Origin of the sequence: Atopostipes suicloacalis DSM 15692 (assembly GCF_900129085.1) — a bacterium.
GTDB lineage: Bacteria > Bacillota > Bacilli > Lactobacillales > Carnobacteriaceae_A > Atopostipes > Atopostipes suicloacalis.
The window spans coordinates 1-14,644 of sequence record NZ_FQUF01000002.1 but is presented as its reverse complement, the minus strand read 5'-3'; the positions used below and the strand labels follow the sequence as shown (position 1 = coordinate 14,644).

The following is a 14,644-nucleotide window of genomic DNA, read 5'->3' as shown; positions in this document are numbered from 1 at the left end:
CATTCTTATGATCGAACTCATTTTAATTCATAACTTTTTCTCGAGAAGGAGCCCCACTTCGGATCACTTCTTCGGTCTCTACATCAAAGAAATGAGCTTTATTCATATTAAAAGCCACTTCCATCTTATCGCCAGCTTGATGATAATCTCTGGCATCCACCACCGCAACCATTTCTGTTCCTCCAACGTCAATATATAAAATGGATTCGGCTCCGGTTAATTCTGCGACTGTAATTGTCGTTTCCACGACAGTTTCTGGTGACGCATCTAAAGCAATCTGTTCAGAATGAATATCTTCCGGACGAATACCAAAAACCACTGATTTTCCTTCATAACCTCTTTCATCGAGCACTCTTCTTGAAGGTTCACTGACCGCAAGATCAATACCTGAACCAGTAATTCTACCTTGACTGTAAGTTACTTCGTGTAAGTTCATCGCCGGCGAACCAATAAAACTGGCTACAAATGCATTGTTTGGTGAATTATACACTTCAAAAGGCGTACCCACTTGTTGGATGATCCCTTCGTTCATAATAACAATTCGATCAGCCAAGGTCATCGCTTCTGTCTGATCGTGAGTCACGTAGATCATCGTTGCTTCCAACTCTTCATGCAATTTCGCAATTTCCGTACGCATGTGCACCCGTAATTTTGCATCTAAGTTAGATAATGGTTCATCCATTAAGAAAACCTTTGGACTACGAACAACCGCACGTCCTAACGCGACCCGTTGTCTTTGCCCACCAGATAAAGCGGCTGGTTTTCGATCCAATAAATCGGTTAAACCTAACATCTCTGCCGCTTTCCCAACTCTTTCCTCAATTTCATCTTTCGGCATTTTACGTAACTTCAACCCAAATGCCATATTATCAAAGACCGTCATATGTGGATATAACGCATAATTTTGGAAAACCATTGCGATATCTCGGTCTTTCGGTGCCACATCATTTACAACCTCATCATCAATATACAGATCTCCCTCGGTAATCTCTTCAAGTCCTGCAATCATCCGCAAAGTTGTTGACTTCCCACACCCTGAAGGACCAACGAAAACAACAAACTCATGATCTTTAATTTCTAAATTAAAATCTTTTACGCTGTAATCTTCTGCCCCGTCATATTGTTTATATAAATTATTCATTGTAATTTCTGCCACTATTCATTCTCCTGTCTATTTTACTTTATGGTAAAAAAATAGTATTTTATCCTTTTATACCTCCTGCTGTAACTCCTCCAACAATTTCTCTTGATAAGAAAAGATATACAATTATAAGTGGTATAATGGCTAAACCTAAACCTAAATACATTGATCCATATTCAGTTCTATACGTATCGGTTGTTAATAACTGTACTAGCATAGGAAGTGTATATTTCCCACGATCGTTGATTAAAATCAATGGCATCAAAAAGTTATTCCATGATTGTACAAATGCAAAAAGAGACATCGTTGCAATTGCTGGCTTCATTTGAGGTAAAATTATACTGTGAAATATTTTAAGCTCTTTTGCTCCATCAATCCTAGCTGAATCAAGATATGCTGGTTGATATATAGTTTCTAGGTATTGTTGCATAAAAAACACATTAGATGCTGAGGCAATTGATGGAATAATTAAAGGTATATAACTGTTTAATAAATTTAATTGACCCATAAATCTATAGAACCCAATTATATTTACTTGAGGTGGCATCATAATTAAAAATAAAATGAGCCCATTAACAAATTTTTTCCCGCGGAAATCGTAGACAGTTATTGCGTATGCAGTTAAAGATGAAAAATACATACTTAAAATAGTAGAGCCAGCTGCTATTATAAAACTATTGCCGTATCCTTGGAAAATGTTAAAACCTTTACCCTTTAAAAATTGCCAATTTTTAATAAAACTAGAACCTGGTAATAATGAAAATCCTTGTTGTATTTGTTCAGTGGATCGTGTTGCATTAACTAATACTACCCAAAACGGAGCAATACTTAAAAAAGTTAACAACGCAAAAAATACATAAATCAGAATCCTTTGTGATTTCAATCTTTGTCTCTCTGTCAATTTTCTCTACTCCTTTTTTTCTGTATTAGAACTTCTGCGGAAATAAATAATTACTAATAAACTTGCTAACATTGTAATAAGTAGCAATACTACAGAGGCTGTTGATGCAATACTTATATTTCTTCCACCTTGAAAAGCTTGTTTATATATATATGTCATAATTGTGTCAACACTACCATTTGGTCCTCCATTTGTTAATAAAAGAGGTATATCAAACATTTGAAGTCCCCCAATTAATGAAGTAATCATCACGTATAATGTAATTGGTCGAATTAATGGAAGAGTAATTTTTGTGAAAGATTGCCAAGCAGTGGCACCATCTATTATTGCAGCTTCGTAGAGGCTATCATCAATACTTAATATTCCTGAAATTAATACTAGTGTTGTTTGACCATACCACATCCAAAATTGAATAAAGGAGACTATACCCCTTGTAAAAAACACATTTCTAAAAAAATCAAACGGTGTTTCTAGCACACCTATTCCAATTAATATCTGGTTTATTGGTCCTCTAGGATAGCTAAATAACGTATAAAATATTACCGCTACAGAAGCAGCAGTCATAATATTAGGAAAATAGAAAAGACTTTTAAATAGATTTTGTCCTTTCAATTTCAACCGATTGTTTGTGAACCAATAAGCTAGTATCATAGCTAAAGTTATTTGTGGTATGAAATTTACCGTCCATAAAATAGCAGTATTTTTTACAGATTGAATAAATACATTATTATTAAATAAGTTAATAAAATTTTGGAATCCTACAAACTTACCTACTATTTCAAATCCGGAAACATCTAGAAAAGATAATACAATTGTATACAATGTTGGGTACAAATTAAAGATCGCATACGTAATAAAGAATGGGGCTAGGAAATAATAAGCATATTTATTCACATCTTTTATTGAAGCTTTTTTTTGCAATGTCTTTCCCTTACCTTCTTTTTGTAATTCTGAATTCATATTTTAAGCTCCTTTATTTAAAAAGAAAAGAATAATAAATAAGTTGCTTATTATTCTTTTCCGCTATCATTCTAGATTTATTCGACAGTTAAACTAGGATAAGAGTTTTGTACTTGACCTTTAAAAGTATTAATTGCATCATCTAATTCAACTTCACCTTTTGAGAAGGGAGTCAAAGCATCATCTAAGAATAAAGAATTAATCTCTTGGTCATATTCAGTAATTATGTCAGTATTTATGTCATCAATCATTTCTGAAAATGCTGCATAATGGTTTTGTCCACCTAAAAATTCATCGCTGTATTCATCTTTGATTGCTTCAACAACTTTTTGGTTAGATACCACATCACCAGTATCTTTTGCCCATTGTGTTAAAAATTCTTCATCAGTTGCTACAAAAGTAATTAATTCAGAAGCAGCTTCTTTCATTTCAGAATTATCCAACATACCAATCCATGTACCACCACGGAAATAACTAGCAGGACCTTGTACCATTCTCCAATCACCAGCTGTATTTTCTGCATTAGGTTTTAACCAAAAATGTAAGCCCCAAGTTGGTAGTGTATAACCAAATATTTCATCACTGTTCATCCCAGCAAAGTATTCTTCTCCTTCGGCTTCTACATCTAGCATTAATCCTTCATCAATCATCATATTTGCTGTTTCCATCATTTCATAAACTTTATCATCAATAACTAATTCATCATCTACAACCCACCCTGTATCTCGAGAGCCTAAATATGGAAATCTTAAATCTGCACCACTACTTGAAATCATATATTTCTCTCCGTCTGAAGCTTCTTTCAATTCTCTCGCTGTTTCAATAAAGCTATCCCAATCTTTTATTTTTTCCTGCATTTCTTCTGGTGTAGAAGCATTCAAATATTCTTCTGCCATGCTTTGTCTATAGAAAAATGCTCCTGGAGCAGCTTGCCAAGCTGTGGCATTAAACACTCCATCTTCACTTGTTCCAATTCCTTTTACGTAATCATAGGTATCTTCAGATCCCTCAATTACATTACTAAATTGGGTTAAATCTGCTAATAGCCCTGATTCCACATACTTTTTAGCAAAGTTTTGCTCAAGTAATATAACATCTGGTGCATCATTTGTTGAGATAATTGGATCAAGTTTTGTTTCAAATTCTTCTGTTGGAATATTTACTATTTCTATTTTATATCCTAAATCAGGATTTGCTGGGACAAAATAATCTTCTACCATAGTATTAATTTCATCCGTAAAAGACCATACCTCTAATACTTCATCTCCCGATCCATATGTCTCTAATTCTACATCCTCATCTTCCGTAATATCAGAACTACTAGAATCTGAAGAACCACTATCACCACTGTCCCCGCATGCTGAGAGAACCAAAAGGCTTGCTATTCCAACTCCTAAAAATTTTTTCCAATATTTTTTCATTAGTTTTTCCTCCATTTATATTATGAACCGCTTACATGTATAGGTTATATTCATATAATTTAATATTTATACTGAGGACATCAAAGAACAAACTTAGGTAGATCTTTTTTAACTGATAGCGTAATTTCTAAGTTATATTTTTTAATTTTCCTTATATTTAAAATAATCAAAGTCTGCTGGCTTACGTCTTCCAGAAACATCAATACAACTCATACCAATAAATGCTCCAGTAAAGAATCCTTGCTCTTCAATATAATCATCTGATAATTTGTAGGTATCAAATAATACTGGCACTTCCTCCCAAGTTTCCCCATCAAATGAGTAATAAAACTGGTAATATTTCTTATTTACTTTCATTTTCAAATATACTGCTGTTACAGATTCTGGAATTACAATCTCATTATTTGCTATAGGTCTAGTGGTTTCAAAACGATCACATGAAGATATATCTAAGATTTTTCCTTTTTCTTCATTCCATGTTACATGAAAACTTGTCCAATTTTTAGTATTGTAGTAAGCAACCAATCCTGCTTGTTGTTGGAAAGTCTCTGGCTCAAATTCTATTTTTGTTTCCGCTTCAAAATCTAAACTCTGCCATCTTCTGGCTACTAACGATTGTGTAAATAAAGAATGGAAGGATTCTCTCCCATATAATCGCAGATAGCCTTTACGTTCTTTTAGTGATCCAATTTCCTCGCTAAATGGAATTCGTAGAGTTTGGAAATTAATATTCAAATCTGTAGAATCAAAATCATCAACAATCGGATAAGTACTTTCCCATTTTTGTTCAGTTAGATTTGGAGCTTCTACTTCAACACTTGGTTTATTACCACCAACGATATATGGCCAGTCATCTTCCCAATAAACTTTTTGAATAGCTGTTTCTCTTCCTAATGTTCCATAACCACGACTTTGAGATAATTTATTACCTTCAGCGTGGACAGGTCGAGTAGTTAAATGGGCAAAGTACCATTCTCCATCTTGTGTTTCTACAAAAGAACCATGGCCAGCTTTTTGAAGCTCTATTTGAGGGTAAGGAAATGACGTTATTAATGGATTTTCTGGATGTGTCTCATAAGGTCCTCTAATATCTTTAGATCGAGCTATAGTAGCTTGGTGCTCGAATTTGGTGCCTCCCTCAGCAGTTAACAAGTAATAATACCCATTTAATTTATAAAGATGTGGAGCTTCCACAAGTCCCCAGTCTGTACCTTTATAGATAATCTCTGGATCACCAACTAATTTTTCTTTTTCATGATCATATTCTTGCAATACAATTCCATAAAATTCATGATGATTACTTCTTGGATCCCAAAGCATATTTACCAAATATTTACGCCCGTCATCATCATGGAATAGAGATGGGTCAAATCCTGAACCATTTAAATATATCGGTTTACTCCATTCACCATCAATTGTTTCACTCGTTACCAGATAATTATAAACGTCTTTCCATGCTCCACCAGTTACCTTCACATCTGAATATATTAGCCAAAATTTATTATCATGATAACTTAGTTGAGGTGCCCACACTCCACCAGAATCTGGATTTCCTTTCATATCTAATAAATCAGTACGATCTAAAGGTTGAGCGACTAATTGCCAATTTATTAAGTCTTTAGAGTGATGAATTTGTACGCCAGGAAACCATTCAAATGTCGAAGTAGCTATATAATAATCATCTCCTACTCGACAAAAACTAGGATCTGGATTGAAACCTTTTAAAACAGGATTAATTATTTTCATTTATATCCTCCTCTTTTTATATAAGCAATTCCAAAAGTTTTTATTTTTCAACAGTCATTCACAATTCTTTGTAAGTTAGAATTTCATTTATATTTCTTCCTTATATATGAAAGTTTCTTATTGAAAATATTACTATATTTATTAGTAACTATACTTTTTATAAAACTTTTGGAATCACTTTTTTTATTTATTGTTTAATTAGCTGCTGCTCTCACTAGATATTGATTTAAAATGCCTTTAATGACTTCTAATTGTCCAGATTTATTTTGAATATCTGAAAGACCTAAGGCATAATCCGATAATTGTTTAAAATCTGTTTTTCCTTCAACAATTTCTTTTCCGATACCTTCCGTGTAGCTGCTGTATCGATCTGAAATGATATTTTCTAATACCTTATCTTCAAGCATTTGATGAGCAACTCTTAATCCTAATGCATAACTGTCCATACCGACAATGTGTGCTTTGAATAAATCTTCTGGTTCAAAAGATGTTCTTCTTACTTTCGAGTCAAAGTTTAAGCCACCTCGTCCGAGACCACCATTTTTTAGAACTTCATACATGGCTAATGTCGTCGTGTACAAGTCTGATGGGAATTCATCGGTATCCCATCCTAAGTGAGGATGTCCTTGGTTCGCATCTAGAGAACCTAACATATTATTAATTCTTGCGTAATGAATTTCATGTTCGAATGTATGACCAGCTAAAGTTGCGTGGTTGGCTTCAATATTAAATTTGAAAATGTCTTCTAACCCATAATTTTGTAAAAAAGCATGGCTTGTTGCTACATCATAATCATATTGATGAGTGGTTGGCTCTTTTGGTTTCGGCTCAATCAAGAACTGTGCATCGAAACCTATTTCTTTTGCATAGTCATTGGCCATATGGAAAAAGCGTCCTAGGTTATCTAGTTCTAACTTCATATCTGTATTGAGTAAACTTTCATATCCTTCTCGTCCACCCCAAAAGACATAGTTTTCGGCACCTAATTCTTTCCCAACTTCTAATCCTTTTTTCACCTTAGCTGCTGAATAGGCAAAAACATCGGCATTATTTGAGCTTGCTGCTCCTTGAACAAAGCGAGGATGTGAGAAATTATTCACTGTATTCCATAATAGTTTTACTTTACTATCTTTCATATAATCTTTAATCATTGCTACAATCGTATCTTGATTGTCAAAACTTTCTTTTAAACTGGAACCTTCAGGAGCAATATCAACATCGTGGAAAGCAAAATACGGAACGTTTAATTTTTCAAATAATTCAAATGCTGCTTCTACTCTTGCTTTTGCTTTGTCCATTGGATCTGTATGTTTGTCCCAAGGACGAATCGCTGTCCCTACTCCAAATGGGTCACTTAAATCCTCGGTAAATGTATGCCAATAAGCGACTGAAAATTTTAAGTGTTCCTCCATCGTTTTATCGCCTATTTTTTCCTCTGAATTATAGAATTTATAGGCCAATGGATTGGTTGAAGTTGCACCTTCAAATTTAATATTACTTACATTGTCAAAATATGCCATAATTTTTCTCCTTTTATTTTTATTCTAAATTTATTAATTGATGACTAATTTCTTTAATGGATGGATATACTTCGCGATAAACTTCGTAAATTTGATTATATTTTTCAACATTTTCTGCAATAGGAAGAAATTCATTGGTATAGTTTACGAAAATATCCGAACACGCTTTAAAATTCGGATACCAGCCCGCACCTACTGCAGCAATCATCGCAGCCCCCATTCCAGGTCCTTGTTCCGTTTCAAGGGTAATTACTGGGGTATTAAAAATATCGGCTTGCATTTGTAGCCAGTCTTGATTTTTAGCACCACCACCTACTGAAACAATTTGACTAAATTTTTTGTCCGTATATTTTTTCATCAGTTCTTGAGAATCTCGCAATGAAAAAGTAATACCTTCTAAGACTGCTCGAGCAAAATGAGTTCTCGTATGACTGATATCAATTCCTAAAAAAGATCCCCGAATTTTACTATCGGTATAAGGGGTTCGCTCTCCTGAAATATAAGGAGTAAATATAAGTCCTTCTGACCCTACAGGAATTTGATTGATATCTTTCAGTAAATCATTAAAGGTTTCTTCTTTTGCAAATTGATCTTTAAACCAGTTCAAACTATTTCCCGCTGCTAGTGTTACTCCCATTGAATAGTGCGCATTGGGAATTACATGGTTAAAGAAATGTAAATGTCCCTCATAATCTTTTTCTTTGTCTTCTTCATAAGTTAAAAATACCCCCGACGTTCCAATACTTGCCATCGCTTGATGTGGACGAACAATCCCTGCTCCGACTGCTGCGGAAGGATTGTCTGCTCCTCCAGCAAAAATAGGAATATCTTGTTCAAATTGGAATTGTTCTTTTAATTCTTCATTTAAAAAACCAATTTGAGCGGTCGATTCAACTAAAGGTGGACATATTTTAGGATCGATTTGGAAGGTCTTTAAGATCTCTGGACTCCACTCTTTTTTCTCAATATCGAGTAACAAAGTACCCGCTGCATCCGAATACTCCATCTGCATATTTCCTGTTAAGCGATAGCCTAAGTAGTCTTTCGGTAATAAAAACGTTGAAACTTTCGCCCAGTTTTCTGGTTCGTGTTCTTGGACCCAAAGCATCTTCGGCAAGGTGAAACCTTCTAATGCTTTATTTTTTGAAATATCAATTAATTTTTCACCGAGTTCGTTTGTAATTCGGTGGCACTGTTTCGTTGTTCGCACATCATTCCAAAGAATGGCATTTCGGATAACGTCGCCTCTTTTATCTAAAAGAACTAAACTATGCATCTGCCCCGAAAAACTAATTCCTTCTAATTGACTGGTTACATCAGGAACTTCTTTTATAATCTTTTCGAGTGTTTGTTTAGCAGCTATATACCAAGCTTCAGGTTCTTGCTCGCTGTATCCTTTTTGTGGGGTAATTAAAGGATATTCGGAAGTGACAGTGGTAATGATTTCTCCACTTTTATTCACTAAGAGTCCTTTTAATCCACTTGTCCCAAGGTCTAAACCAATTACATACGACAACTTAAATTCACTCCAATCTTGTTCAGTTAGTTAGTTTAACTTACATACTAACTTTCAATCATTATAATGCATAGATTTTAAACAAGAGTCAAGCGCTTTCAATAAGTATTTTTTCTTTTTCTTTTAATTTTTTTATAAATATGCTAAAGTTGGTTTAATAAAAAAACTAACTGCCTTTATTGCTTATTGGTTTTGAGGAGAATATATAATGTTACGTAACTTTTCTTCCATGAGAGAACAAAACACTCATGCAATTCTTTCCCAAATTATTAATCATCCTGAAATTTCTCGAGCAGAAATTTCAAAACAAACAAATTTAAATAAAGCCTCCGTTTCAGAAATTGTTCGAAATTTAATTGACGAACAATACGTAGTAGAAACAGGTATTGGAAAAAGCTCAACGGCTGGCGGACGGAAGCCTATCTTGCTTAAAATTAACAAAAAAGCAGGATTTTCTTTTAGTTTTGATGTCAGGTATGACAGACTTAGCTATATGGTCACCTATCTCAATGGCGAAGTTCTCACTTTTGAATCTGTAGATATGAATATTGATCAGTCAAATATTGTTTCGGTTGTTGAAAATATTATTCGAAATTTTCAACAATCGATGGAAAACTCTCCTTTTGGGATTATTGGCATTGCAATTGCGATTCATGGGGTTGTTTCAAAAAATAAAATTATCTTCACCCCCTACTATGATTTAAGTCAAATTGATTTAGCCAACGAACTAGAAAAGCGCCTGCATCTTCCGATTTATTTAGAGAATGAAGCGAATCTTACTGCCTTAGCTGAAGCTTCGATGGACGCGACCCACAAAAATTTAATCTCCGTTAGTATCCACACAGGGGTCGGAGCGGGTATCATCATTGAAGAGAAACTGTATCACGGATTTGAAGGCCGCAGTGGTGAGATTGGCCATACGACCCTTTATCCTGATGGGATCGCATGCCCTTGTGGAAATAAAGGATGCCTTGAACAGTACTGCTCTCAAAGCTCAGTGCTAAATGCTTATCGAAACGCGATGGAGAATGAGCTTCTAACCGTTGATAATTTAATTATGGATTATAAAAATGGAGAAAATATAGCTGTTAAAATAATAGAGGATTTCGCAAAAAATCTAAGTATTGGGATGACCAATCTTATGGGGACATATGGGCCAGAAATCATTTATATTAATAATAAAATCATTAAAGATATTCCTTCTATTATCGTAAAAATTCGTGAACACTTGGACCAAACTATGTATAAAAAAATCCCTGTAGAAATTTCTCAAGTTGCCCAACAAGCGAGTTTATATGGTGCTACGGCTATGAACATTCAAAATTTCTTAGGAGTGAAAACATTTAATTTTTTTAATTAAGAAAAAGAACAGATGAAATATTTTTTGAGAACTATTGGAGGAAATAAAAATGATACTTGATCAACAAAAAATTGGATTTATTGGCTTTGGAAACATGGCCCAAGCAATTGCCAAAGGATGGCTTGATTCAGGCAAAGTAAGTACTAATCAGCTCTATGCGAGTGCTCGTAATCAAGAACGGTTAAAAGAGAATACAGAGCGTTTAGGAATTACTGCAATAAAATCCAATCAAGAATTAGTCGAAACCGTAGATATTGTAATTGTTGCGGTGAAGTCCTATCAAATTAAAGAACTTTTTGAACCCTTAAAAGAAATCCTTAAAGATAAAATAATCGTTTCTTTAGCCGTGAATATGTTATGTGGCGATTTTGAAGAAATTTTACTTGAAGGAACTCAACATCTAAGCACCTTGCCCAACACACCCGTTACGATTCGAGAAGGAATTGTCCTTTTTGAAGAACAGCACACACTAACACCAAAAGTTTTAAATTTAATAACCAAACTCTTTAAATTATTAGGACATGTGGAAGAAATTCCAACAGAACAAATGGGAATCGCTGGTTTGATTAGCGGTTCCGCTCCCGCTTTTGTTGATTTATTCATTGAAGCTTTAGGCGATGCAGCTGTAAAGCATGGGTTAGATCGACAAACCGCTTATAAACTGATTAGCCAAATGATTTCTGGAACAGGAAAATTGCAATTGGAAACGGGTAAACATCCTGGTGAGCTAAAAGATGCGATTACTTCTCCAGGTGGGACTACAATTAAAGGCATTTCCGCTTTAGAAAAAAATAATTTTAGAGGCGCTATTATTGAAGCCGTCGACTCGATTTTGTCTGGGTCTTAATTATAAATATAGCTAAACCCTCTCGCTTCGCAAATGAACACGATTGAATGAATCCTACTCTAAAAAACCAAAAACCGCATTTCTTCGTTCTTTACATAGAAGAACTTAAGAAATGCGGTTTTAAAATTTATTTATCTATTAGGCTATGTTAAAGTTTATTGTTGATATAAGGTAAAAAATTAGAACTTCCATTTTTCTGGAAGTTCTATTAAATAATAATGTTTTAATCAACTAAAGCACCATTTAGTGCAATAAGAAATCAATCTTTAATAAAATTCAAGATAGCATCCCTGAATTTTAATTGGTTTTCAATGTAAGGGTGATGGCTTCCGTCTATGACGCTTGTTTTAGAGTTTGGAAAGTTAAACAATTGGTGATGTTTTGGACCAACAGCATTATCATCTTCTCCAGCAATAATTAATACTGATTTAAGAATATCGCTTGATAATGAGGTGAAGTCTTGTAAGTATTCCCCTGAAGAGAACACGTATTGTTGGAATTTAGGATCACTATTTAATCCGTATTGGTCAATTAAATCTACTCTCTTTTTGTTCTCTAAATTGGTAAATTGAAATTTATAATACACTTCTTTATCAAGCAATTGCGTGAGAATAGAGAAATAGGAATCCATAAATGAACTTATATCGTCTGTAGATAAATCCCTAACTTCTAACCCTAATAAATTTGCTCCTTTATTCAGTTGATGCCCAAAAGAATCAACCATATGAAGTGTTGCGTTTGATAATATTATTCCTTTCGTTCCTTCAGGAAACCGTTCGGCATAGTTGACTGCAAGTATTCCGCCAAATGAGTGTCCCATCACATACCATTCCTGAAACCCAATGAATTCCCTAAGTTCTTCAATGTCTTCTATTAACCTATTTAAAGAATAATCTTGCGTAGGGCTGTGTTCGGAACGCCCACATCCTCTTTGATCCAAATATACCATTTCCAATTTCTCTTCTAAAAGTTCTTGCGAAAAGTATTGAAATGATTTACTCCAATAACCTGGGCCACCGTGAAGATATACACAAGGAACTCCTTTTCCACTCTTATCGTAATATAATTCTAATCCATCACTTGTTATAAACTTCATCTATACTATTTCTCCCTTGGTTTAGAGTAATTCCTGATTCAACAACCCTGTTCTTTATTTATTCAACAAGAAAGGGTGCTAATCCTTCTTTAAGATAAGCACCCGTTCGTATATTAAGAATAATTAGAACTGCAAACTAAAACCTTTGAACTTATGAATTCCAGTTCCAAATCTCACCAGTTCTTTTTCTTCAAGTTCCTTAACTGCATTTTTTACTTCTGCTAAAAGACTTGATGGAAGACCTATTGTATTATGCCCGCCATAAATCCTCGTCACATTTGATAAGTTGGCTATTTTCTTTAATGATTGCACTAACTTAACAGGTTCTGTCGTAGGAAAAAAAGCATATACTGGAGTCCCATCATAAAGTAAATCACCTGTAAATAAATAGCCTGTGCTATTATCTAAAATTGAAATATGCCCTGGAGAATGCCCTGGAGTATGGAATATAGTCAATGTTCTATTTCCTATCTCTATTTCATCTCCATCATTTAAAAGTCCAGTGGGATGCCCTTTAAATGGCATATATGTTTCTGGATTAAAACTCTTCGGAGTAGGGATTGTAATATCACGACTTACATCTTTTCTAATTTGCTCGATGGGAAGCCCCTTGATACCTTCTATAAGCCAATCTTCTTCATCTTTATGTACATATATATTATCAAATTCACCGTGGCTTCCAATATGATCCCAGTGGACGTGTGTTGTCAGAACAATAATTGGTAAGTTTGTCAGCTGGTCTGTAATTCTCTTTATGTTATCAATTCCAAGCCCAGTATCAATTAAGGCTGCTTTTTCCTCACCAATTAATAAGTAGGAATGAACTTTTTCCCAATGTCCATATTCACTAATAGCAAAAGTTTTATCATCAATTTGTTGTAATGTAAACCACGAATCTTTAATTTCAACCATTCAAAAGTTCCTCCCTTCTTGGTTAGTTTCTATATAGTTTTTAAAAATCCTTCTTCCACTAAACTGCCCCGTTAGTTGAATAAGAAACACTGTTTAAACAGCAAATTTAGTTAACCTAATTGTATCATAAGTTTCTGAATTCTGTACTAAATTCCCTCTGATTATCAAATCATTCATTGTTACTTCATTTCTTTGATGTTGGATACTTTCTAAGACCTGAAACCAAGCAAGGTAATTGTTTAAATACTTGGTCGCAACACCATTAAATCGTTGTATCCAACCTTTTAGTCTTCTATGATAATTATTCACGTTCTGGATGTGGTAAAGCCCCTTTGTACGAATTTTACCATCGGACTTGAATTGGTAAATATCCATTCCCTTTTCAGCAGCATATGTTTTAAATGCACGCCAAGAATCCGTGCATAGTATATTTTCATTTGAAAGCTTATGCCCGATGGCTTTATCTAACTGTACTTTCGTTAATCTACCCATACCTAATATCTGCGAAATAGTGGTCTTGTCACGGTCTCTTGCAACTAATACACACACTTGTTCATTACTTATGCCACGTTTCTTTGCTGAACCACCACGTTTGCGAGGTTTTCTACCTTTAATTTTTCTTTGTCCTTTTTCTGAGTACAAGAAATAGGTCTCGTCCATTTCAACGATACCTTCAAAATTTGGTATTTCCATTTGCTTTAACGATGATAATAGTTTGTGCCTCCAATAAAATAAAGTGACGTGAGTAATGTTGCCGATTAAGTTAGCAGACTTCCGAAGAGAATAACCTTCAATCATACACTCAATAAATTTAATCCACTGGTTAAGGTGACGAGTTCGATAGAGAACTGTATTTGTGAGGTCGGTAAATGTCTTTTTACAAGCCTTACAGCGATAGCGTTGCTTTTTAACTTCTTCACCATCAACGATTGTTGTATATTTACCGAAGCGAACAATATGTTCTGATGTACAATCAGGACATTCATACCCATTCTTATTCTTACGTTCAGATATTTCGTGAAGAACGGTTCCAGTCGAACTTGATGCTCTTAGTGCATCAATTAAATATTCACGCAATCTGTGCTTCTCTGCGGGATTTAGTTTTTGAATGGCTTTAAGGATTTCAGTCGCTCTCACAATCATCACCAACCCTAATGTAGTTAGTTCAATTATAGAACATTCGTTCTTTAAAATCAATTATCAACAACTAACTTTAACAGAGCC

The 14,644-nt window shown here is 34.4% G+C and carries 12 protein-coding genes; 2 read left to right on the top strand and 10 right to left on the bottom strand.

The window, feature by feature from the left end; genetic code table 11:
- Nucleotides 1-22 precede the first annotated feature (22 nt).
- The 7 genes from BUB96_RS00065 to xylB all read right to left on the bottom strand — a co-directional run bounded on the left by BUB96_RS00065 (nucleotide 23) and on the right by xylB (nucleotide 9,205).
- The gene (locus BUB96_RS00065) at nucleotides 23-1,156 is read right to left on the bottom strand and encodes an ABC transporter ATP-binding protein (protein ID WP_073294307.1); all 1,134 of its coding nucleotides are present in this window, start codon (nucleotides 1,154-1,156) and stop codon (nucleotides 23-25) included.
- Nucleotides 1,157-1,202: 46 nt separating this feature from the next.
- Nucleotides 1,203-2,042: a carbohydrate ABC transporter permease gene (locus BUB96_RS00060; protein WP_073294304.1), complete on the bottom strand. Its 840-nt coding sequence runs from the start codon at nucleotides 2,040-2,042 to the stop codon at nucleotides 1,203-1,205.
- 6 nt (nucleotides 2,043-2,048) lie between these two features.
- On the bottom strand, nucleotides 2,049-3,002 hold the full coding sequence (locus BUB96_RS00055; RefSeq protein ID WP_073294299.1) for a carbohydrate ABC transporter permease: 954 nt from the start codon (nucleotides 3,000-3,002) through the stop codon (nucleotides 2,049-2,051).
- A gap of 77 nt (nucleotides 3,003-3,079) precedes the next feature.
- On the bottom strand, nucleotides 3,080-4,423 hold the full coding sequence (locus BUB96_RS00050; RefSeq protein ID WP_073294296.1) for an ABC transporter substrate-binding protein: 1,344 nt from the start codon (nucleotides 4,421-4,423) through the stop codon (nucleotides 3,080-3,082).
- Nucleotides 4,424-4,564: 141 nt separating this feature from the next.
- Nucleotides 4,565-6,169 (bottom strand): glycoside hydrolase family 43 protein, encoded by a 1,605-nt coding sequence (locus tag BUB96_RS00045; RefSeq protein WP_073294293.1) that lies wholly within the window; start codon nucleotides 6,167-6,169, stop codon nucleotides 4,565-4,567.
- Between the two features lie 194 nt (nucleotides 6,170-6,363).
- The gene (xylA, locus tag BUB96_RS00040) at nucleotides 6,364-7,689 is read right to left on the bottom strand and encodes a xylose isomerase (RefSeq protein ID WP_073294290.1); all 1,326 of its coding nucleotides are present in this window, start codon (nucleotides 7,687-7,689) and stop codon (nucleotides 6,364-6,366) included.
- 19 nt (nucleotides 7,690-7,708) lie between these two features.
- Complete coding sequence (gene xylB, locus BUB96_RS00035) at nucleotides 7,709-9,205, bottom strand: xylulokinase (RefSeq protein ID WP_073294287.1); 1,497 nt, start codon at nucleotides 9,203-9,205, stop codon at nucleotides 7,709-7,711.
- A gap of 208 nt (nucleotides 9,206-9,413) precedes the next feature.
- On the opposite strand from xylB, the gene BUB96_RS00030 reads away from it, so the two are divergent.
- Both BUB96_RS00030 and proC read left to right on the top strand, forming a co-directional pair.
- Nucleotides 9,414-10,565, top strand: coding sequence for an ROK family transcriptional regulator (locus BUB96_RS00030; RefSeq protein WP_073294284.1), 1,152 nt, complete (start codon nucleotides 9,414-9,416; stop codon nucleotides 10,563-10,565).
- A 49-nt stretch (nucleotides 10,566-10,614) separates the two neighbouring features.
- Nucleotides 10,615-11,412: a pyrroline-5-carboxylate reductase gene (gene proC / locus BUB96_RS00025; RefSeq protein WP_073294280.1), complete on the top strand. Its 798-nt coding sequence runs from the start codon at nucleotides 10,615-10,617 to the stop codon at nucleotides 11,410-11,412.
- Nucleotides 11,413-11,671: 259 nt separating this feature from the next.
- On the opposite strand, the gene BUB96_RS00020 is transcribed toward proC, so the two are convergent.
- The 3 genes from BUB96_RS00020 to BUB96_RS00010 form a co-directional block, all read right to left on the bottom strand.
- Nucleotides 11,672-12,508, bottom strand: a complete 837-nt coding sequence (locus tag BUB96_RS00020) for an alpha/beta fold hydrolase (protein ID WP_073294277.1) — start codon at nucleotides 12,506-12,508, stop codon at nucleotides 11,672-11,674.
- Nucleotides 12,509-12,631: 123 nt separating this feature from the next.
- Nucleotides 12,632-13,420, bottom strand: coding sequence for an MBL fold metallo-hydrolase (locus BUB96_RS00015; RefSeq protein WP_073294274.1), 789 nt, complete (start codon nucleotides 13,418-13,420; stop codon nucleotides 12,632-12,634).
- A gap of 93 nt (nucleotides 13,421-13,513) precedes the next feature.
- On the bottom strand, nucleotides 13,514-14,557 hold the full coding sequence (locus tag BUB96_RS00010; RefSeq protein ID WP_076611814.1) for an IS1595-like element ISBsp6 family transposase: 1,044 nt from the start codon (nucleotides 14,555-14,557) through the stop codon (nucleotides 13,514-13,516).
- Nucleotides 14,558-14,644 lie beyond the last annotated feature (87 nt).

Excerpts from the sequence above, each read along its gene's own strand:
- BUB96_RS00055 (WP_073294299.1), bottom strand. The coding sequence starts at position 3,002 with ATGAATTCAGAATTACAAAAAGAAGGTAAGGGAAAGACATTGCAAAAA.
- xylA (WP_073294290.1), bottom strand. The coding sequence starts at position 7,689 with ATGGCATATTTTGACAATGTAAGTAATATTAAATTTGAAGGTGCAACT.
- BUB96_RS00050 (WP_073294296.1), bottom strand. The coding sequence starts at position 4,423 with ATGAAAAAATATTGGAAAAAATTTTTAGGAGTTGGAATAGCAAGCCTT.
- proC (WP_073294280.1), top strand. The coding sequence starts at position 10,615 with ATGATACTTGATCAACAAAAAATTGGATTTATTGGCTTTGGAAACATG.
- BUB96_RS00045 (WP_073294293.1), bottom strand. The coding sequence starts at position 6,169 with ATGAAAATAATTAATCCTGTTTTAAAAGGTTTCAATCCAGATCCTAGT.
- BUB96_RS00030 (WP_073294284.1), top strand. The coding sequence starts at position 9,414 with ATGTTACGTAACTTTTCTTCCATGAGAGAACAAAACACTCATGCAATT.
- BUB96_RS00015 (WP_073294274.1), bottom strand. The coding sequence starts at position 13,420 with ATGGTTGAAATTAAAGATTCGTGGTTTACATTACAACAAATTGATGAT.
- BUB96_RS00020 (WP_073294277.1), bottom strand. The coding sequence starts at position 12,508 with ATGAAGTTTATAACAAGTGATGGATTAGAATTATATTACGATAAGAGT.